Below are 21316 nucleotides of genomic sequence, written 5' to 3' on the forward strand. Positions count from 1 at the left end.
CGTCATCCCGAGTCCAGCGAGGGCTCCTCATGATGTGGCACAGGGTATTGCGATGGGAAATCCCATGTTGGACTTGGGATGACGAGGTACTGTTGTAAAAATTTCAGGGTGCGCGAAATCATTTTTTAATGCCTATTTAATGGAGTAAATGAGTTTTGAACCGTATTAAAATTAAAATTGTTTTTTGCATTCTTACTGCAACTCCATTTACTGCAATTGCCGATAATGATATTTGTTCTGATTTATTAAATATTATAAGTGCTCCGAGTAATGTGAATAGCCCTTGTTCCATTCCCTTTAAAAAGGTATTCACTGAATTAAACTACATTGATCAACAATTGCCTTATCATGCAGGTGTCCAACAAAATGTTCCTAATGCGAATATTCGTATGGGTTTACCAGCAAATAATGAACTTTTTGTTCTTCCATCCACCTACATTGATCAAAAAACTTTTCCAGGAACAGGAAGTACGGATATTCGCTTTGGTTTAAAACACACCATCACCTATAAAAATGATTGGGTCTTTGCGTTGCAAGGAATTGCCGATACGCCGACTGGAAGTGCTGCTTATGGCAGCAATCACTGGGGTATCACCTTCAATGGGATTGCCTACTATGAATTTAACGATCAATTGAGCATTACCGGACAACTGGGTATAAGCAGACTCAGTGATCCCAAACTGAGTGGCGGCAATTATTTCAATACAATCAACCCTGATATTTCTTTGGGTTTCTCACCAAGTGCCAAAGTTTCTCTTTATGTAGAGGTCTATGGTCAAAGTAAAATTAGCGCGAATCAAAGTGCAGGCTTTAACTTTGATGGGGGCATCTTATTTCTAGCACTCCCTAATACTGTATTGAATCTCAGTGGAGGACAACAATTATACAATTATTTAGGTGGTTTTATGCATTACGTCAATTTGGGCATTGCTGTCATGTTGTAATCGGGTCTGTTCGTCCTCCCGAGTACATCGAGGGATTTCCGATCATCACACCGAGCTACTGCGGGGAGTTCCCTCATTGCGCTCGGGATGACGCGGCGGGGGAAATGGACGAACAGACCTTAAGCAAATACCAAAGTTGTTTGTTCCGATTCATCCTGATTTAAAAGGCGATAAACATCTTGAGTATCGTTTTTAATATCATGTTGTTTTTGATACACATCGTATAATCGATAAGCCACATAGAGACAGGTTAAACCCAAAGCAACTGGCCAAGATGCTGCGGCTGCAGTAATAATAAAGGCGATTCCTCCCACATTAAAAGCTAAGGTTTTCCAAAATTCAAGACAATTTTTGTCGCATTCAGCATTCAATTTTTTTAAAAGTTGGTGATGATGTTCATCATCTAGAACTGCACCATTTGCCAATTCACGCCGTACCGCAATTAAAGATTTTTGATATTTTTTGTATTCTTCTGCAGTATTATACATGGCATTACCCAGCAAACTAAACAATGCGAGTCCTGCCAAAGACAGTGGACCTGTGCATAACAAACTGATGGCAAAACAGGTGGCAATTAAATTTGCAGCAAGAATGTTGATTGTAAAATAGGTGCATTGAGCCTCCCATTCGTCATTTAACACATCGATTTGTCGTTGAATAACCGCGCGTTCAAAAGGGGTTGCATCTCTGAGTTGCACCTGTAACTCCTGTAAACGATTTTGATATTTGCTGGCTTCGAAAAGCCATTGAGCTAAATATAAAAGCGTGTCAAACGTTAGAAATGCGATGGTTATTACTGAGGCAGCTGATTCTGCAATATGAAAAAACTTATTATAGGTAGTAAGTAACCCGACTACAGACCATACCAAATCACTCGCCATAGTAAAGCCACGCTTTTCCAGTTCTTGCTGCAATACTTTTTTTGTTGATAATTCATCATTTATTGCAGACTCGATAATATGCTTCATCAAAAGAATCATATTAATAAGAAAACGAAGTGCATAGAGAAAAATACCCAAATCCGTAATGGCTTCACGAGATTTATTTAAAAAGTTAATCCCTTCGATAAAGCTGTACTGATTACCAAGTAACTTATTAAGGTCTTGAATTATTTCAGAAAATGAACTTTTTTGAAGATAAATAATTGCATAGTTTGCAAAACCGCGGCTATAAGAAAATTGAGAACGGAACGTATTTATATTGCCGAAATATGTACGCAATTTAGAAATACTGGTTAATGAAGACAAATTCGACCGTATTTTCTCTACTATCAACTCAGGGAAACCATCAATCGATTTTTGTTTTTGCACAGGAGTTACTTTATAAAGTGTTTCGAGGTCTTGACGAAGTTTTTTAAATTTCTCCAAATCAGAGCCAACATAATCCAATTGGTAATAAGAAATCAATAAATCGCACAGAAAGTACAAATAAAGGGCTGTAAAATGTTCTTCATTCCAAAGAGATTTATTCGAGACAACTATTTGATATAACGATGACAGTTCAGACTTTAATCGATCCAAATTAAAATCTTCTTCTTTAAAAGAAAAATCAATTTTTTTAAATGAATTATTAAAAAAAGTATGTTTTATGAGACTTATTTTTGTTTTGCCCATAAAAAATCATTCAGGTGAAGTGAGATGAATGGCTCAATTGTACTACGAGTTACCAAAAACAGCTTAAAACAATAGTGTTAAGTTTCTGAAAAAAAATAGTTAAAAATAGAAAAAATGCTGCAAACTCGAAATCAAGGAAAAAAATTTAAGAACAGAAGTCCCCCCTTTTTTTTCTAAAAACTAATTGATACACTCACTGCCCAAATGTCCATAATCCGAGATATAAAGTTGATTCTTGATGCAAGTAATTCATCTGATTTTAACGAAATGAATTCATCAAAAAAAGAGAAAGTAGTTATTATCATTCCAACCTATAATGAAGCGTCAGTCATTCAAACGACAATAGAACAAGTTTTTGCATCGGTAGAGACAACAGCGCGCTATGAAATACATATTTTAATTTTTGATAGTGACTCTACAGATAACACCCAACAAATCGTTGCTGCATTACAAAATAATTATCCAAATTTACATTTATGCAACGAAAAAACAAAATCCGGGCTTGGCTCTGCTTATTTGCAAGCCATGAATTATGCTTTAACCTCTCTGGATGCTGATATTATTTTTGAATTTGATGCCGATCTTTCCCATCAGCCCAAGTACATTCTCCCTATGTTGGACATGTTGCAAACCTGTGATTGTGTATTGGGCAGCCGTTATGTAAAAGGCGGCAGCATTCCTAAGGATTGGGAATTTCATCGTAAGTTATTCTCTATCTTAGGTAATTATGTTGCTAGAGCCGTTCTTACTCCTAAGTATAAGGATTTTACTAGCGGTTTTCGGGCTACTCGACGACAACAGCTTTTAAAAATTCTACCTCGTAGCTTCCTTACGAATCATTACGCATATAAAATACAACTGTTATGGCTTTTGCATAAAAACAAAGCAAAAATTCGTGAATATCCCATTGATTTTATCGATCGAAATGAAGGATACAGCAAACTACCTAAAAACAGCATTGTTGATTCATTACGCGTTGTTTTTACACTACGGTATCATGAAATCAGACGCTATTTAAAAATGTGCCTTGTTGGCTCTTTGGGTATCGCTGTACAATTTATTACTTATAATATACTGCGTGAATATTTTCAATTTTCTCCTTTTCAAGCCGCACAAATTGCAGTATGTGCAGCAATTATTAATAATTTTATTCTGAATAATAAAATTACTTTTGCTGACAAAAATAAAACAGCTTGGTCGTTAAAATTAAAACGTCTGCTCCTATTTACCCTTTACTCAGTTTTTATTATTAACCTGCAAAGTTTTTGGCTGCGGTTTGGTATCCTTTGTTTTGGTGAGGGACCCTTGCGAGAAAATATCATCATGGGTGCAGGCATAGGTTTAATGTCACTATTAAATTACTATGCTTATTCTCGTCATATATGGGCAGAAAAATTTGTTCATAGTCATTAAAGGTAGTGCTGTTCATGATTCGGAATCGGCAGGGGATCAGTTCATCCCATGTCCAAAGTGGAAGGAATAGACTCGGCATGTCCAAAAGCAAGGTAATTTCAGGAGACTTCTTTAATTTGCAAAAAATTTATCCCTATCTCATTCTTTATTTTATCCTTTTACTGTTGATAGCACCAATAAACATCTTGTCGCTTGATACTTTTTATTATTGGGATTGGAGCCGACACCTCGCCTTATCCTATTATGACGGCTCTCCAATGATTGCTTATTTTATTAGGCTTTCAACTTCATTATTTGGCCATAATCTCTTTGCTTTGTGTTTTGTGGGCATTATCATAACTGCAGTCACATGTGGCATTATTTATAAATGCGGCCGATTTTTTTTATCCCACGAAGCAAGCTGCATCGCAATGCTGTCATGGCTCTTTTCACCGCTAGTCACCCGCGATATTTTGAAACAAACTACCTATGACACCCCGCTTATTTTATTTTGGGCATTCACCCTTTATTACACTATTAAATTTATCCAAACGAGTAAAACAAGGGATCTCTATTTAATAGGGATCAGTGCCGGACTGATGATGCTATCCAAATACACGGGCATTGTTTTAATTCTTTCGCTACTCATTTTTTTAATTTCCACTCCGTACCGTTCAATTTTTAAAACAAAACATTTTTATTTTGCTATTTTTCTTGCCATCATTATTTTTAGCCCGGTTATTTTCTGGAATTATCAAAATCACTGGCAATCATTTATTTACCAGTTAACCACCCACAAACTCAATCTTTCAACGTCCCCTTTTCTCCATACAATCAAAACCTTTTCCAGCATATTTGTTCCATCCTTGAACATTATGCTTCTTCCTCCCTTTTTTGTGCGAAATAAAGAGTTGGATGAGAAAAAAGCACTGATGGTGAAGTTATGTCGGATTATTTGTTTCACTTTCCTCGGTTTTTACTTATATACAGCAAGCAAAGCGGAGATTAGAGATTTTTGGCTTACACCTTATTTAATGAGCAGCGCGCTTTTATTAGGATATGGATTCACCACATTTCATTACCGAAAATTGGCAATGGCTTTGATCGCTTTCTATGCCGTAATTAGTCTTTTTGTTTTAATTGACAATACGTCAAAATTTAATTTATTCAACTCAAAAAAACTTGTTTTCTATCATTTAATTCAAAAATTTAATGCTACAAACCCTAAATTACCGGACACAATTTTCACTTCCGGCTGGTTTGCAGCACGCATGCTCTTTTTCCTGCACAACAAACCTACCATTTATACTTTAGGCTGTGGCACCGCAAAAAATCAATATGCATTATGGGGTAATGACATCAATCAACGAATTACAGACAAAACATTAAAAGAGGCGATCTATATTGATCGCTATGACAGGTCAATTTGTTTGGAAAAATATTTTGATCATTGTCAAAAGCTACCTACCACTACTTATACTTTTAGGCATAAGCAATATGCACTTTATGTGTATCAATGTAAAAATTTTTAGGACACATGTGCAACCGGAATGATAGGTAACACTTTAGGGCCTAGAAATTTTATTCTGTTATCTATCATTCCGGTTGCACAGTTAAGGCGGATGAGGGTATTGACTGCGCTAAATGCCTCCTCAACCTGCCCCTCTCACCCACAATGAATCACAAAGAATAAAATCTTAGAGTTTACAGTTGCCTCATCTTCTTTTAATGTATTCATCAAATTATGTTACCATCCATGTTATTAGAACTTGATAAGGAATATCGATGCTTAAATTATTCTTTCTTTTTATGGCCTTGTTTTCTTCGGTTTGTTTTGCTGATGAAAAAGAAATCGCGATTACTATGGATGACCTACCTCTTGTTGCTTCAAGAATGAATAACCCAGGAAATCGGCAGCGCTCCACCGAACGTTTTACTGCAATTGTGCAAACATTCCAAAAATATAATGTTCCAGTGATAGGTTTTGTGATTGCAGGAGCTATAGAAAAGGGTCAATGGGAGTTTCTTGAACAATTTCGAAAAGCAGGTTTTATGTTAGGTAATCATACTTATTCACATTATGACCTGGATCAAATCAGCGCTGCAAAATACATCGCTGATATTGATCGTGCGGATAAAATTCTTACCCCGATAATGACCACACCCAAATATTTCCGTTACCCCTATCTGGCGGAAGGCAATAAAGGCAAAAAACAGGAAGTATATGATTACCTTAAAAAGCATGATTACACGATTGCCCCCGTCACCATTGATTCTAAAGATTTTGACTTTAACGAAATGCTTTATAAAGTCCCTTATCGCTCACGCGTGAACTACATTCAAAAAATAAAACCGCGTTATCTGGCCTATATATGGAAACAAACATTACGAGCCGAGAAAGAGGGTAAAGGCAGAAAACAAATCTTATTAATTCATGCGAACCTTTTAAATAGTTATGTATTAGGCGATATTTTGGAAATGTATCAAAAGAATGGATATAAATTTATCAGTTTAACAGAAGCACTGAAAAATCCGGCTCCGGGCATCAAATTTTCTCCTACCCAGAAAAAAGATACTTTGGGAGAAACGCTGGAAAATGAACTCATCGATCTTCCTAAACCAAAACAAAATTATGTGACACCTGAGTAACAGTCTCGCTGCGGTTAAATTAAGTAACAGAGCCATTCCCGCGTAAGCGGGAAATCATCCTTGAGTTAGTTTGGGTTCGATTATAGAGCGATCTTCCCGTGAGAGATAACAATTTTGTATGCAATGACTTTATGGTGCTTCGCTGAATTCATGCGATACCAAGCTACAAAATGATTCTAAGTGGGTCGACCAGATTACACACAGTCGTAATCTCGATTAAAGGTTCATTTGCGTAGTTCTCGGTGCTAATACGAGCTAAACTCTTACTAAGCAAGATAATTTTTCTAAACAGGAGGTTATATGTTAATACTTGCTATTGTTTTGTTTCTTGCTGCAGCACTCGGTGGCCTCTTTCTTTTAACAGCGGTACTACAAGATAGGCCTGTTAATCACGTTGTGAAAACCCTCCACGGAATTTGTGCAGGATTAGGATTAGTCATTATAATCGTTTACATGCTTGCTTTTATGACAGGACAGGCGTTAATCCTTAGAGTTAGCTTCATCATCTTAATTGTTGCTGCATTAGGCGGATTAACCTTCGTATCGCTTGCTAAGAAAGGGAAACCGATTCCGAAGGTAGTAGTAATTGTCCATCCAATAATTGCCATCGCCGGACTAATTGCTTTGATAATCTATGTACTACCCTAGATATGTAGATCATTACTTCAAATATGCTGCGTTTCGGTGCTCGAAAACGCAGCTCTTTAGCCCGAGCTGAGGAATTTCCTAATTACTCTGGTTCAAATCTGTTTTTTAAACGTTCACGAAGAGATTCTACCAACACTTTAGATGCTTTGTCTGGTGATCCTGAATTAAAAGGAGGCTCAGGATCATACTCGAGACCAAGTTGTAAACTTTGTGCGATGTTTTCATCGGTAAGTTTCGCGGCAAGATAGAAAGCCATATCAATACCCGCCGATACTCCAGCGGCAGTAATGATTTTTCCATCTTCGACAAATCGTTTATGAGTAGGAATGGCTCCCCAATGGCTTAGCCGATTCATCACTGCCCAATGGGTTGTTGCCTTAACCCCTGACAAAACTCCTGCTGCCCCCAGGATCAAACTGCCAGTGCACACTGAAGTAGTCCATAAAGTATTTACATGAATTTTTTTAATCCACGTGAGTATATCAGAACACTCACGTAATGCAGTCGCATTACCTGCGCCCGGAATCAGTAGAACATCAGTATGCGAAATATCGTTTAATGCATGCTCAGCAATGAGAGTAAGCCCCGAACACGTTCCTACTGGTCCCTGATTCAACGCCACTCTGTGCACTACAACTTCTGGTAACCGACTAAGCACCTCATAAGGGCCAATTGCATCCAGAGCCGTCATTCCTTCATAAAATAAAAAAGTAATGTGTAGTGGCTTATGCATTCCATTTATCCCTTCTTAACAAATTGAGATTTTAATTTCATGGCTCCAATACCTTCAATTTTACAATCGATATCATGGTCGCCTTCGACCAAGCGAATGTTCTTTACTTTCGTTCCAACTTTTACTACCTGTGACGATCCTTTGATTTTTAAATCTTTGATTACGGTCACTGTATCACCGTCTTGGAGAACTTGCCCATGCGCATCTTTAATAATGCGTTGTTCATTCTGGCTTTGCTCTTCTGCGGCATCTTTTGCCCATTCGTAAGAACATTCTGGGCAAATTAATTGATTTCCATCTTCATAAGTATACTCTGAATTACATTTAGGGCATTGAGGTAGTGAACTCATATTTTTCCTATTCAAAGACTTACAGTATACCAAAAATGGGACTAGTCTCCTACACCAGTAATAAGCAAATGCCGTTGTTGTGGTTGATATCGATGCTCATAAAGATAAATTCCTTGCCATGTACCCAAAGCTAATTTCCCGTCGTATATTGGAATAGTCAAGCTGCTTTGAGTTAAGACCGTACGAATATGTGCGGGCATATCATCTTTTCCTTCAATGACATGTTTGAAAAGAGGATCGCCATCAGGAACTAATCGGACTAAGAAGTTTTCCAGATCCCTACGAACTTGGGGATCATAATTCTCACAAATGATTAAAGAGGCGCTGGTATGCTTGAGAAATAAGTGGCATAAGCCGTGTTTTATTGTCATGTTTGAGAGAAAAGACGTTACTTCGGGGGTAATATCCTCAGTTCCACGACCTTGAGTATTAAAAGTAAGAGCAAATTGTTCGATTTTCATAAGAGTAAGGATTTATTCATGACTTCATTTACTATCGCAAAATTTAGGTCATGATTCAAAGCAAATTATCAGGCTCTTCCAAGGCCCCCTTAACTAGAACTGTTTTGTGTCGGGATTTATCTCCTCGTTTTAAGGTGACTTGCCTTACAGGTACTTTAAAAAGCTGTGCAACAAACTGCAACAGTGCTTTATTAGCCCGACCTTCAATGGGTGGCGTATTTAAACGGATCTTAAGTGCTCCTTCATGAATGCCTACAATTTCTGTTTTTTTGGCACCTGGCTGCACATATAAATGAAGAGTTAAACCTTCCACATCGCGTTGATACCACACAGTACAATAATCCCATGGTTTTTTATGGCACAAATTAAATGATTAAAGAAATTACCCTCATCCGCCCTAGCGGGCTTCTTCTCCTCTTTGGGGCTTTGTTGAAAAAATCGTATGTCATTCACGCAAAGGCGGGAATGACATATATGTGGTTTGGTAATTAAGGTATTCTTCTAAACTATTTTTTTCAACAAAGTTCCCCTTTGAGAGGAAGGAAAACTTTAAGCGTAGTCTTGTCTCGCCTGACAGCAAATTATTTTAATTGCTAAAGCTAAAATAAGACGCCACTTTTCCCATAGTTTCAACGGCACCGTTATAAGTTTTGCCTAATAAACTCATTTCAGCCTGAGCCTTACCTCGATTGAGCTCATCCATTTGTTTTTCTGCTTTTTGCATTTCTTGAGTATGGTTGAAAAACGACTCAGTATGAGTCGCAACACTGACTCCACTTTTGCCGATTTGAGATTGAAACCATGATTTTGCTTTAGGCGCAGGATGCTCTTTGGTAATGAGGCGCACTGGAAGGGTACCATCGCTTAGCTCTATGGCCAGATTATCTCCTGCTTGTTGTAATTTCTCCAGTAGAGCAGCTTGATCTGTCTCTATTGCATGACGAATGGTGGTATCGCGAATGATCACAAACATTTTAGTGTAAGCTGCTAGCTTGGTTTGTTTCGCATTATCCATATTTTTCTTGGCAGTGACGTAGGCTAATTGATCACCCTCCATAATAATGCGCGGATCCCCAGCAAAAAATTGCAGAATATCAGATCGACCTGTAGATAAAATTGCACCTATAGTTGTTTGGGTCGGCCCAGAACCTTGATTTTCAAAAATCAGATCAGGTTGTTTTGCAATAAAACGAATCAAATCTAATGGTGGTACAACAGCAAGAACAACTCTTCTGAGAAGTGACCGTCCATTAGTATCTACTGCATTCACCAATTCCGGGTGTTTGGTAATCAGTTTTTCTACTTCGTCATATTTTTTTTCAGCCACAGCTTGCCATAGTGATTCTTCTTGAGGTGACATATTTTTCTCCCTATCCTAAAAAATAGGTCATATTATACCAAAAAAAAGGCATGCTGTGATATAGTTAATCAATTGTTGCGCAAATAGTATTACATTCCAACACTACTTTGGGGACTATTTTTTAATTGAATTATTGAGGAAAGGCTGTTTTTTATATGATCCAAAGGCTCATAATCTATCCCTAAGTCACAGGCATCACAAATTTTTTGAATATGAGCTGGGTTCGCTCTATCAAATCCTATTGATTTTGCATCTTTAATTAGAATTTCAATCTCCTTTATTTTCGCTGAAACTTCGGCCCCATACTCTTCCTGCAATTCGTTTAAAACACTGGATAATTCGTTTAACATGGATTCATAATGGCGCTGTTTTTCCGGATCAAAGGTAATGAATTCTGTCCCATCTCTTATGGAGTTCATAAAAAAGCGATACCGATGTACGTTGTGTTGATTTTCCTCTTCTGCGATTGACTGATGTTCCCCCTGATCAACCTCTTGTTCAGGTATACTTAATTTCGCATCAATCCTTGGTTCTTCAGGCAAAGAGGTCACTTGCAGCTTTTTATCATTAGGCAAGGGAGCTTGAGAAATCTCCACGCGAGTAAACTCATCAACAGGCTTAAGATGTTCCACTTCAATTTTTTCCTTTGCTAACAAAGAAGGGGCGCGAGGATTATCATCCTTAGGAGTTATAGCTTGGGGCATCTCCCCACTCGTATGCTCAACAACAGGTATGAAGGACTCTACTTCAATTTTTTCCTCTGCTAACAAAGAATCGGCTTGAGGATTATCATCCTTAAGAGGTGTGGTTTGAGGCATCTCCATACTTAGACGTTCTGCCTCAGATATATGAGGTTGTCTTTCCATTTGCTGTTTTTCAGATAAATGCATAGTAGGAGTGGAAATTATGGAACCGACATCAGAATTTTCTCGCTTTAAAGAAGAATGGTCTGAGGGTAACATCATAAAATCCGCACCCTTTTTAGGTAATGCAGTAATCATTTGCTTCATTAAATTAACATTCAGTTCAAACCGTTTTCTTGCATCTTCTGGCAATACCGGTTGAACAATACCCGCAATAGTTTCTAATTCTTTATTGCAGTGACTTAATAAGAGTTGGGTTGCCTCATGACCTTCTGCTTTTTTAAGCTCCTCTTTAAATAACTTTAATTGACGTATGCCGACATCTAGCCTGCTTACTTGTTCTTTATCCAATTCATCGACAGGACATTTTTTCAATTCATCGAGGATAAAGTTCAAACTCGAACTTATATCCTCTAAAGCATGTACACGCGCATTTTCATAATGAGTAGAAAGAGTCTGCATCTCCTGTTCCCACTCAAGCTGAATGGTTTGACTTTCCTTTTTAAAATTTTGAATGTTCTCTTGATATTCCTTGTATATTATTTTTAATTGTGGCGATTCATCACGCATTTCCTCAAAGAATTGGTCAAGAATTTCTTGAACCTCTTTCAATTGTTCCTCTTTAATTTGCCGGTGCTTTTCAATATCCTCAATATTCAGCATCGCTACATCGGATTGCTCTACATTCAAGGAGGAAAAATGATTTAATTCGGCCTCCATTTCTTCTTTTTTTGCGATTAAGCTCTGATAAACGGCAATTGCCTTTTGTTTTTTCACTTCACTAATATGCTCATCTTCAACAATTAAGTCTAATGCCTTGCGCATTGAGCTAATATGTTCCTCATAAGTGGTATCCATTAATTTAATTTGTTTCATATGGTGAACGTAGGTAATGCGTTTCATTTCCTCTTCATAATATTGATACAAATCCATATTTGTTAAACCATAAAGCGATTTTTCCCATTCAGATGCAGGAAGACGATGAGGTCTAGGCTCCTCAGGCTGTTGTAAGTTTGAAGATTCTTTTTTTCTTGGTACATAAACAAAATCTTGGAATTTTGCTGCTGCTGCCTTAGCATGCTCCTTTTCTATCTCATCAAGTAATGCACGTTCTTTTGCTAATAAATCCTTATCTTCAAAAAGTTTACGGATTACATCAAAACGTCCCGTAACAGTAAGAAAAAAAAGGAGATTGTGTTCGCATAAATGAATAAATTCACTAAAAATCTGTTCATTTTGACGAATCACATCGTTTTTATTTTGAACCCCATTAAGTCTTCTGAGCCATCCTAGATAAGATACCAAAAGAGGATACGTTGCTTCAGATAACTCATGTTGTTTTAAAATTGCATCACTTGGATTGCCCATTACTCGTTTTAAATGTTCATCCGGTGATAGATGAATGCTTCCCATGGCCCAGCGCCTTGTTCGTATTTTAATTAAGTATAGTATTTTTTATGCCGTTTGATTTAATTTGAGTCACACAAGGATTCATTGGTAAACCAAAGGAATGAATGACGATAGGACACAACTACTGAGCTAAAGAACTCATCACAGATGATGAAAGCCCTTCTCCTTGCTCTATCATCCCGAGCAAAGTGAACGATCTTAATGCTTTAGCGTAGTGTTACTGTGAGGAGATCCCTCGTTGCACTCGGGATGATGGAGGGCAGAGGAGAGAAACTTTAGTGTCGAACATTTTTAGGAAGATAATTAATCACACAATAGCTCAAACATTTGGCGTTGGTAATCTCAAGGTCACGAAAATAGGTGATTTCTTTAAAATAAAAATCAAAAGTTTCCTGTATCGCTTCAAAATATCCTTTAATGAGCACCGAGTAACGCATTTTTTCAGTATGATGAATTTCGAGTAATTTGGAATATAAAAAAGTAATCTCATGAGTACATTGTGTATGTGCTATTAAAGCAACATCAAAACAGTTGGCTTCACTCAATTTGATTTTTAATTTATTAATAAAAACAAGCATGTTGGAAATACAAAAGTTAATTTTTTCGATTTTTTCTTTATATACCTCACCTAATACATCAGGTATTGAATAAATCATTTCTCGTAAAAAATTTAAATCCGCTATGTAATTCCCTAATACATTGTGTTTCTTCGTTTCAATAAATCGTGCTTGCCACTCGACTAAGTGCATCACTGTACGTTTATACGCAATCAGTTCCTTTTCTTTGGAATTATCTCCTGTAGAAACCAGGTTACTTTTTTTCAACTGTTCTATATGGCCCATCACCATAAAACATGCATTTTTAATATCTTCGAATGTTAAGGACTCGAAATTATTTGTTTCAATTTTTTCACTGATACTATCAATGATTGTTACTACATCACGGGATAACATTGCTGTTCCAAATCAGACATCTCCTAGATCTGAGTATAGTTCAATATTTGACCATCAAAGGAGATGGTTATGGACGATTTTTGATAATAACCACATAGTTGCGGTTATTTAAAACACATAGCGCCAGGTACAGCGCTACTATTTTTATATATTCAATCCCCTTATTTCAGGCGTTGAATGATGCAATTCTTGTAGCACAACAGGTATAGGGTTCTCTTGACGAGGCAAATTCACTGCTTGTTCCGCTTTAAACGTCTTGAGTTGCTTTTCAAATTCAAAAAGCTCGGACGCATGAGTCATGCGCTTGATATAAACACTACCTTTTCGCTCTTCCTCTTTAATTTTTTCATTGAGGAATATAATTTGTTGGTTTAATGACTCAACTTGATCCGCAGTTTTTTGCTGTAATTGCTCAAGTTGACTGGCCAACTCACTCTGCTTTTTCTGAATATTGGGACGAAAAAAATTCTCCAAATTTACGGTAGGTTTGTTGACTAAGTAATTGAATTCGATAAGCCAATCCTCCATCGTTTCTGGGGTAAAAACATAACTTGATGCATAAGAATAAATCTTAGACACTAAAGATTTATTTTTCATTCCTTCAACCATTCGATCACGCAAATCCTTAAATCCTATTTTTAATACAATATCTTGAATTTTATCAATTTCTTTTTCATTTAATTCAGGAAACTCAAAGGTTTTGACTAAGTCTCTATCGATAAAACTATGGCGAATGTTATCAGGAAAAGAACTCAAGTCCTCAGGACTTTGATCTACAACCCAGCCTTTTAAAACAAGAATATCATTGACCTGATCTTGAAATTGCTTGGGAAATAGCTCCGCATTAGCTGTATTTTTTCCTTTAAATTTAAGTAGCGGTAATTGCTCTTTTATCAATTGCTGCAGAATAGTACTTTGCACATTGGCTTGGATTAGTTTTACTTCTAAAGCATCCCGCTTTTTAGTTAACTCGCCTGCACGTGAATTATATTGGGTAAAATCATGAAATAAAGCATGCGCACCAGAACCTTCAATCACTAAATCAAAATAATCAATAAAACCATTATGTCCTTTTTTAAGTGTCACATGGTCTACCTTAAATCCATTTAATCCGGTCAGTTTACCCCTAAGATGTTCCGCTTTGGATGTAAGGTACTTACTCTTGCTCAGTAATTCCCTATGCTCCTGACTAAATTTCTCGAACAAACTGCGAACCTTTCCGCGCAAATGGGCGACTGGCTTTTGTAATGGAGAATGTTTCTCAGCAAGCTCTGCTACTTTATTTGAGAGAAAGTAATACATTTCATAAAAAGCATAGATCGTATTATTTTCAGTTTGCATTGCCGCCAATGTCCTTTTAATTCCCTTCCATTCATTTTTTCCACCTAGGCTGGAATCTTCATATTCCAAAGCGTCAAGGGTAGTATTCAATTGTTCTTTCATTACGTCAGAAAGGGCTTCTTCTTTGCTGTGGTGAATAAAATTAGCGTCCAGTTCGTTTTCGCCTGAACCAATAGCAGTTAACCCATTAAGAGTCGCTAAAGTATTTTTGATTAAGGTACGTGTATTTTTATGCCCCCAAAAAGGAAATATCCATAATCCTTCAATCTGTAATTCTTGTTGGGCTAATACCTTATACAAATTCTTAATAGCAATTTTTTTCCCATCCAGATCGTTCGCTTCTTTTAATTGCTGCACAGCATCTAAAATAGCTTCGGCAGCAGCTGCAACGGTAGAGCGCTCAAGCAAATACCCTAGGCCACGATTTTCTTTCTTCGCCCAAGATAAAGTGGTTTCCAACTCATCGACCAGTTCTACTACAACGTTATCCAAATAAATTGTTTTTAAATTCTGAAGTTCTTCGGGTTCTTCAAGATCAGCTTCATTGAATAGGCGCAACATCTCATGAATTATGGGTTGCACGGCATATTTTTCAGTAAATTGCTCTTCAGGCAAATATTTATTGGCATAATCGCGCAAACAAACAATGAGATTATCAAAAGTTTGTGTCTGCGCAACTTGAGCAAGCAATATGGAGCGCACCTTTTTATTTAAATAAGGATTATTTTCTATGATACGCTTGATATCTGCAGCAAATAAAGCCACCTGATTTTTGACAAAATCATTACGATATGAATCTACATTACCATCGGCAAATCGCAACATTGCTCCATTGACATCCAATCCGGATAGGAAATAACGATGTGCTTTTTTCTTCTCCACAAGCATTGCTTTTTTGTTTTCACGTACTGCTATTCGACTTAGCTTCAATTGCTCAGGCAATGACACTCCGTCCAAATATTGACAACGCAAATCATTAACTGAGCCCTCTATTAGGACTGGCGTTGCTTTGCCTTTAAGAAAGGCCCGTTTCTGCTCCCAAATCAAACTTACAGCACCTTCATAAGCAAGCACTGCATCATCCAAAATCATTCTCTGCAGGTGTTGTTTGACATCCGAACGAACATAGGGATTCGGGTATTTTTTTTGCGGATCAGTATGTTCCAGACAATCAATCCATTTTTTATTCAAATCAAGAATTAAATCCTCTCTTTGTTTGAATAATACAACATCCAGAGTTCTCCATTCAGATTTAGGATAAACAAGATGCAGAAACTCTTTCCATTCTTGGAATTGTTGTAAAACAACATGCTGAATTTCAGAAACCTTCTGAGTGTAATGACGTTCAACAGCACCCTCTTTAGATTTTTTAGCTGATTCTTGATGTTGATTTTTTGGTTGTGATGAGATTACGAACTGATCATTGATGCTGAACTGACTGCATTGCTCGGCTAACTCATCCTTTTTACTTACGGATTTGGAAAGAGCAATAATACGACCCTGTTTTTTATAATCATCAATCAAATCCTTGGTTGAACTTGAATCGACAAAACGCATTTCAGGCTGAATGGTAAACTCCCAATCCGGATTTTCCTGTTGTAGTCGAACATGTAGAAATTGATGTATCAGATAGGTAAAACCTTCTTGAGATTCTTTTTGGCTCAAGGGAATAGCAGAATGGAGTGCTGTGTCAGAAGGTAAAATATCAAAATCCTCTCCTTCAACTAAGCGTTGGGCTTCTATAGCTGAATTGACCCATAAACTAAATTGCTCATCGGGTATGGAGCTTAACTGAACCTTATGCTGACCTGTTGGGGTATGCTGGTCCAAAAATTCTTTTAACCGTTCGACATCCAGACCCTCACTCCAAACAGTACCTTGACTTGGAGTTGTGAATTTTTGTTGATGAATAAATGCATGGACAAGTGGATAAATCCAGGTATAGGAATGATTCTCATCGGCTTGAACCAGATGATATATTGTTTTTTGATTCAATTTTGAAAAATCAGAACCACAAAGAATTAAATTACTTGATACAGGATGACCGTCTTTATAAGCGATTAAATGTTCGTTATCAACCTTGGCCCGAGAGCGGTATAAAGCCAAATCGCCTACAGTAGAATAATTTATCCCACCAACTTGATAAGTACCTTTAGGGGAATCCGCCCTAATACGGCCTGAAGCAATACCGAGAGAGGTCAAAAAATCTTGAGTACCTCTATCGTCATGAATCACCATATCTCGGTTGGCAGTGCACACATCAATGGTTCCACCCTCAGCCTCAACCCACTGCATGACAGCAAGTAATGTTGCACTGACATAAGCTTCCTCGGTCTCAACTTCCATCAGCATATTGTTCTGCTGACCTTTAAGTGAGAATAAAACGGAAATAAGTTGCGTTGTATCCGCAAATACTCCGGTGGCCCGGAAATACTGTTCACGTAATACCGCAAGCAATTTGACCTGTGCTTTTAATTTTTCTTGAGCATCAAGACCAGGTCTTCTTATGGTGTCAATCAGTATATTGAAAAAGTCACGCAACTCATCACGGCTGACTTGAGTTAAATTCTCGTATACGAGGATAGTCTGCGTTGAGGGATCATCCCCTACAACTAGGGTAAATGGTTTACTTCTGCCTACAGCATTGATGTAAGTAATTTGTTGTGCTAAATCATATTGCTCCTGGCTGCTTAAAGACGTTCCCTCAACACTGTCTTGAATATTGCCGATAACGCGCATTATTTGTGAGCTTTCAAATTGCTCATCAAGAATTTGCTCTGTATCCTTTATGATCATACCAAATTCATTCTTTTTTGGCGCACGAGCTGATTTTGGATCTTTATCCAACGCATCAATATAAGCCATCAGCTCATTATCATAACCATTTAAGGCATGGATAAAACCATCTATCTCCGGATAAGGTGGTGAATCAAATAATTTTGCCAGTTTCTTTAGATTGTATTGCTTTAATTCAAGTTCTGCTTGTACTTCTAGTAAGCGATGAACGTTTTTATCGGTTGCACGCTCACCGAATGTAAGTAATATTTTTGAGAAAATATTTAAATCAGAATCGTCCATATCGTTTAACTTATCAACTAAGTTAAGAAACGTCTGTTCTTTGCCGTTGGTACAGGTTTTCATTAATAAAGTAAGCATGGGCACCAGTGCAGGTACCCTTGCCTTAGCCTGAGTAATTGATGTAATTTTCTCAACCATTGTTTTTATTAATTGTTCATCAACTTCAGGACCTGCATTTTTTATGACTTCAATTAACGCATTAAATAAATCTTTAGAGTGCTTTTCATCCACTCCAGCTAAAGATTTAAGATCGATTAGTTTCTTCAATGGAAATAAAGAGTTTTGCGTTAAATTATAAGTAAAGGACCAACGCAATAAAGATTCATACGCTTCTGCACCCAAAATTCCTCGGTATTTTGTTAGATAATTAACCTCACACAAAACCTGATGCAATTGTCTTCCAGAATATCCCGGTGCATCTTTTAATATTCTACATATAATTGCTAGAGGAGATGCAACTGAAAGTGGCTCGTCTTGACTTAGGGTATCCAATAGAGTCTGTATTTGAACTAGAGTAAGCGCTTTTTTTCCTGGTACTTTGGGCTTGATTTCATCAGCTAATACTGAAATACATCGGCGAAAATCGATACTGCTTTTATTTTTAATGCGGGTGAGGGAATTAATCAAACCATTCGCGTCTTCCAATCGCTGCATCCATTCTAGAAATCGCTCATCGATTGGAAGATCGGTATCTAATTCTTCAATATGTGTTAATAGAAAATCCTCAAGACCCCAATTGGATGTCTGTAACGATTTTAAAGCAGCGCTTAAGCTGGATTGTAAACTTGCCTTTATCCTTGGTTGCAGGACACTCAAAAAGGATTGCTCTGAAAAAAATTCATCACCCAAGACATCCGTCATTGTTATTGTTGCTTGAGGAAATCCAGATAAAGTCCAAGAAAACATTCTACTGCTCAATAATTTCTTAACTTCTTGCTCTTCTTCAGCCAAAGCATTGAGCACCGTTGGTGGACTAACAGGTTGTTGGTTCAAATAATACAGCACAATATTATGAGCATCCATCCAGGGTTCTAGATACCCTTTTATTTTTTCTGGTAAAGTTGTAAGTTCCTTTTCGAGTTGCCATTGCTCATAGTTTTGTCTCATCAGGCTAAAAAAATCCATTTCTGTTTCATTAACCGGTTCTTTTCCTATTTTTAGCCCAGGCAATTCCGTATGTACCATTTCAAGAATACTTGCTTTTTGATCTTCAACTTCAGTAAGTTCTGCTTTCCTGACTGAATCAACTGTTTTTATGAGTTGATCTAGAGACGGCAGGCGATAAGAAGCCTCTATGTTAATATCGGTCAGAATCGATAATAACTGCTCTCTACGATCGTCTTGCATCGCATGCACTGCATAGGCAAGCGTTTTTATTTTAGTCTCAAACTCGCTATCTTCAGCATCTTGTTGCGTCACTTTCGCTATTTCATCATCCAATAAAGAAAAAAGTACAACCATCCGAGATAATGTTTCAGGTTGTTCCTGAAAAAGCTCAGGCAGAAATCTAGCCAGTTTAGAAGGTGAAATTAAATGGTTGAGCAAATTGGTATAAGAAAATTTTTGGATGGGCACCGTATTGGTCTGCTCCATTACCAAACGTCTCTTATAATGCTCAAGAACCAATCGGGCCGCATCACCAAAATCAGCCGAGAAACTTAAAGCGAGAGAACTCACCTCTTGAAACTCATCACGTGCTTGATCGGGAGCTTGGGCTTTTGTTTTTTGCATGAGGACTAGGACATCAACGAGCGAATCCAACTCATCCGCTGTAGGCATAGATTCCCAGCTTTGAAGCGCCAGTGATTTTGCAAGACCTGAAATTACAGTGGATAATTCCTGTTGCAAGTCTTCATCAAACTGCTCGGCTGTTGCAATCAATTTGTCGACAAGTTTTTTAATGGACGTATCAGGATATTCTGTATGTATCACAGTGCGTTGACCGGTAGTCAACAAAATGACGACATTGAGTAATAGTGCTTTATTTTGATTACTTAGATTATTATTTTTACTTATTTCTCGTTCCATTTTTTGATAGACATCCATACTGAATGCCCATTCTTGTGTCCCAATAAAACGATAAAAACGTGTGATGAACTCTTCATAGGAACAATCAACAGGAGTCAGCCATTCACTCACTTCCTTAGGCATTGCAGGAGTCGAATAATCTGGAATTTCTTCATCGACATCAGCCCTTAAATTCATATGCCGTGATACCAACTGATAATTAGAATCACGACTGGCATAATAGGCGCTATGAACATCTAATCCATCTAAATACCTCAGTTGCTCTTCCGGTTCGCTACTGTTATTTATAATGAACAGCAAGCAATCTAACGCAGACTTCATGTGTTTTATATTTTTTAAAGTACATGAGAAGGGTAACTTCAGTTTCTTTTTCTCCAATTCCTCTAAGAAATAGTTATACGCTTCAAATAAATCATTAAAGTCAGTAGGAACTCCTGTTGCTTTATGTTGAGCGACCAAAGTAAGCCACCATGTTTTCTGTTCACTGCTTAATTCACTCAATTTTTTTAGGTTTGCTAAACCTTGAGGAGACATTAATGCAAGATAGTGTTCAGGTTTATCCAGAAATAAAGCATCAAAATCTTTAAAAAATTCCTTTTCATGCAATGTCTTAATCTGTTGCAGTAAAAGTAAAACTCCGCCAGCTCCACTATGAATGAACACATGAGCTAGGCCTTGATAGTTCAGATCAGTTAAGGGTAAAACCTCTAACAAGCCTTTTATGCGTTTCAATTTTGGTGCATCATTTTCTGCGAGCTTGGATACAAAAAAAATAAAAGCTGCCTGGCGTTGCTCGGACGAACTCGTTTCACTCAGTAACGCGTCAAATTCTGCCTTATAACGCTCAATCGACTCAGAGTCTTTTTTTAAATAAATAAATTGTTGGTACGAGCCAACAACGGGGAGCACATTTTCATGAGGAATCTCAGGGACCAGGGATAAAGGACTTATTTCAGGATGTTGATATGGGGCCTCATTATTTTTTCGCTTTCTCGGAGTTGCTTTTTGTTGTTGATGCTGATGCTCATGGGGAATTTGGTATTGAAGCTGTAAACCAATACTGGAATTATTTGTACCCTCAACCCAATTCTTTTTGGCTTTTCGTATTTTAGGGGTATGAGGTTGAATGGGGGACTGAGCTAACTCTATGATTTGTTGTTGGAATTCAAGAGAAAATTTTTGGCGTTTACTTAACAAATAGGCATTATCAAAAGCCAATTGATACCGCGATTGTTGAGAGGGAAATTCGAATTTGTAAATTCGAAAACGTTCGGGGCTTAAAAGAAATGCAAGTAATTCATCGAAATGTTTTTGAGAAAATGCGTCACATTCTAAGGCGACAGTTACTTCTCCTGAAATGAGCTTATCTTGCTCATATGTAACTTCCAAGTGGGTAGTAAAATCCTTGACATTATCAAAACTATCTTCGCCCACAGTGATTTTCATGTAACCAGGTCCCCCAAATAATAAATACTAAGACTTTATTATCCAAA

14 protein-coding genes are annotated in these 21316 nt (G+C 37.4%); 5 read left to right on the forward strand and 9 right to left on the reverse strand.

The window, feature by feature from the left end:
• Positions 1 to 155 precede the first annotated feature (155 nt).
• Positions 156 to 944, forward strand: a complete 789-nt coding sequence (locus OQJ26_RS06210) for a transporter (protein WP_265703017.1) — start codon at positions 156 to 158, stop codon at positions 942 to 944.
• Between the two features lie 119 nt (positions 945 to 1063).
• Here OQJ26_RS06210 and OQJ26_RS06215 read toward each other — a convergent pair whose 3' ends face one another.
• Positions 1064 to 2557 (reverse strand): hypothetical protein, encoded by a 1494-nt coding sequence (locus OQJ26_RS06215; RefSeq protein ID WP_265703018.1) that lies wholly within the window; start codon positions 2555 to 2557, stop codon positions 1064 to 1066.
• Positions 2558 to 2785: 228 nt separating this feature from the next.
• Here OQJ26_RS06215 and OQJ26_RS06220 point away from each other — a divergent pair, with 228 nt between their 5' ends.
• The 4 genes from OQJ26_RS06220 to OQJ26_RS06235 all read left to right on the forward strand — a co-directional run bounded on the left by OQJ26_RS06220 (position 2786) and on the right by OQJ26_RS06235 (position 7246).
• Positions 2786 to 3970, forward strand: coding sequence for a glycosyltransferase family 2 protein (locus OQJ26_RS06220; RefSeq protein WP_265703065.1), 1185 nt, complete (start codon positions 2786 to 2788; stop codon positions 3968 to 3970).
• 77 nt (positions 3971 to 4047) lie between these two features.
• Positions 4048 to 5481 carry a glycosyltransferase family 39 protein gene (locus OQJ26_RS06225; RefSeq protein WP_265703019.1) on the forward strand — a complete coding sequence of 478 codons (1434 nt, stop codon included), beginning with the start codon at positions 4048 to 4050 and terminating at the stop codon, positions 5479 to 5481.
• A 253-nt stretch (positions 5482 to 5734) separates the two neighbouring features.
• Positions 5735 to 6598, forward strand: a complete 864-nt coding sequence (locus OQJ26_RS06230) for a polysaccharide deacetylase family protein (RefSeq protein ID WP_265703020.1) — start codon at positions 5735 to 5737, stop codon at positions 6596 to 6598.
• A 300-nt stretch (positions 6599 to 6898) separates the two neighbouring features.
• Positions 6899 to 7246: a hypothetical protein gene (locus OQJ26_RS06235; protein WP_265703021.1), complete on the forward strand. Its 348-nt coding sequence runs from the start codon at positions 6899 to 6901 to the stop codon at positions 7244 to 7246.
• 82 nt (positions 7247 to 7328) lie between these two features.
• Here OQJ26_RS06235 and OQJ26_RS06240 read toward each other — a convergent pair whose 3' ends face one another.
• From OQJ26_RS06240 to OQJ26_RS06275, 8 genes are all read right to left on the reverse strand, one after another.
• Positions 7329 to 7979, reverse strand: coding sequence for a DJ-1/PfpI family protein (locus OQJ26_RS06240; protein WP_265703022.1), 651 nt, complete (start codon positions 7977 to 7979; stop codon positions 7329 to 7331).
• Positions 7980 to 7984: 5 nt separating this feature from the next.
• Positions 7985 to 8329: a zinc ribbon domain-containing protein YjdM gene (locus OQJ26_RS06245; RefSeq protein WP_265703023.1), complete on the reverse strand. Its 345-nt coding sequence runs from the start codon at positions 8327 to 8329 to the stop codon at positions 7985 to 7987.
• Between the two features lie 41 nt (positions 8330 to 8370).
• Positions 8371 to 8790, reverse strand: coding sequence for a secondary thiamine-phosphate synthase enzyme YjbQ (locus tag OQJ26_RS06250; protein WP_265703024.1), 420 nt, complete (start codon positions 8788 to 8790; stop codon positions 8371 to 8373).
• Positions 8791 to 8845: 55 nt separating this feature from the next.
• On the reverse strand, positions 8846 to 9121 hold the full coding sequence (locus OQJ26_RS06255; protein ID WP_265703025.1) for a DUF167 domain-containing protein: 276 nt from the start codon (positions 9119 to 9121) through the stop codon (positions 8846 to 8848).
• A 255-nt stretch (positions 9122 to 9376) separates the two neighbouring features.
• Positions 9377 to 10150 (reverse strand): hypothetical protein, encoded by a 774-nt coding sequence (locus OQJ26_RS06260; protein WP_265703026.1) that lies wholly within the window; start codon positions 10148 to 10150, stop codon positions 9377 to 9379.
• Between the two features lie 89 nt (positions 10151 to 10239).
• The gene (locus OQJ26_RS06265) at positions 10240 to 12426 is read right to left on the reverse strand and encodes a synaptonemal complex protein 1 (RefSeq protein ID WP_265703027.1); all 2187 of its coding nucleotides are present in this window, start codon (positions 12424 to 12426) and stop codon (positions 10240 to 10242) included.
• A 272-nt stretch (positions 12427 to 12698) separates the two neighbouring features.
• Positions 12699 to 13376 (reverse strand): hypothetical protein, encoded by a 678-nt coding sequence (locus OQJ26_RS06270; protein ID WP_265703028.1) that lies wholly within the window; start codon positions 13374 to 13376, stop codon positions 12699 to 12701.
• A 144-nt stretch (positions 13377 to 13520) separates the two neighbouring features.
• Positions 13521 to 21269 carry a hypothetical protein gene (locus OQJ26_RS06275; RefSeq protein WP_265703029.1) on the reverse strand — a complete coding sequence of 2583 codons (7749 nt, stop codon included), beginning with the start codon at positions 21267 to 21269 and terminating at the stop codon, positions 13521 to 13523.
• Between the last annotated feature and the right edge of the window lie 47 nt (positions 21270 to 21316).

Origin of the sequence: Legionella sheltonii (assembly GCF_026191355.1) — a bacterium.
Lineage (GTDB): Bacteria > Pseudomonadota > Gammaproteobacteria > Legionellales > Legionellaceae > Legionella > Legionella sheltonii.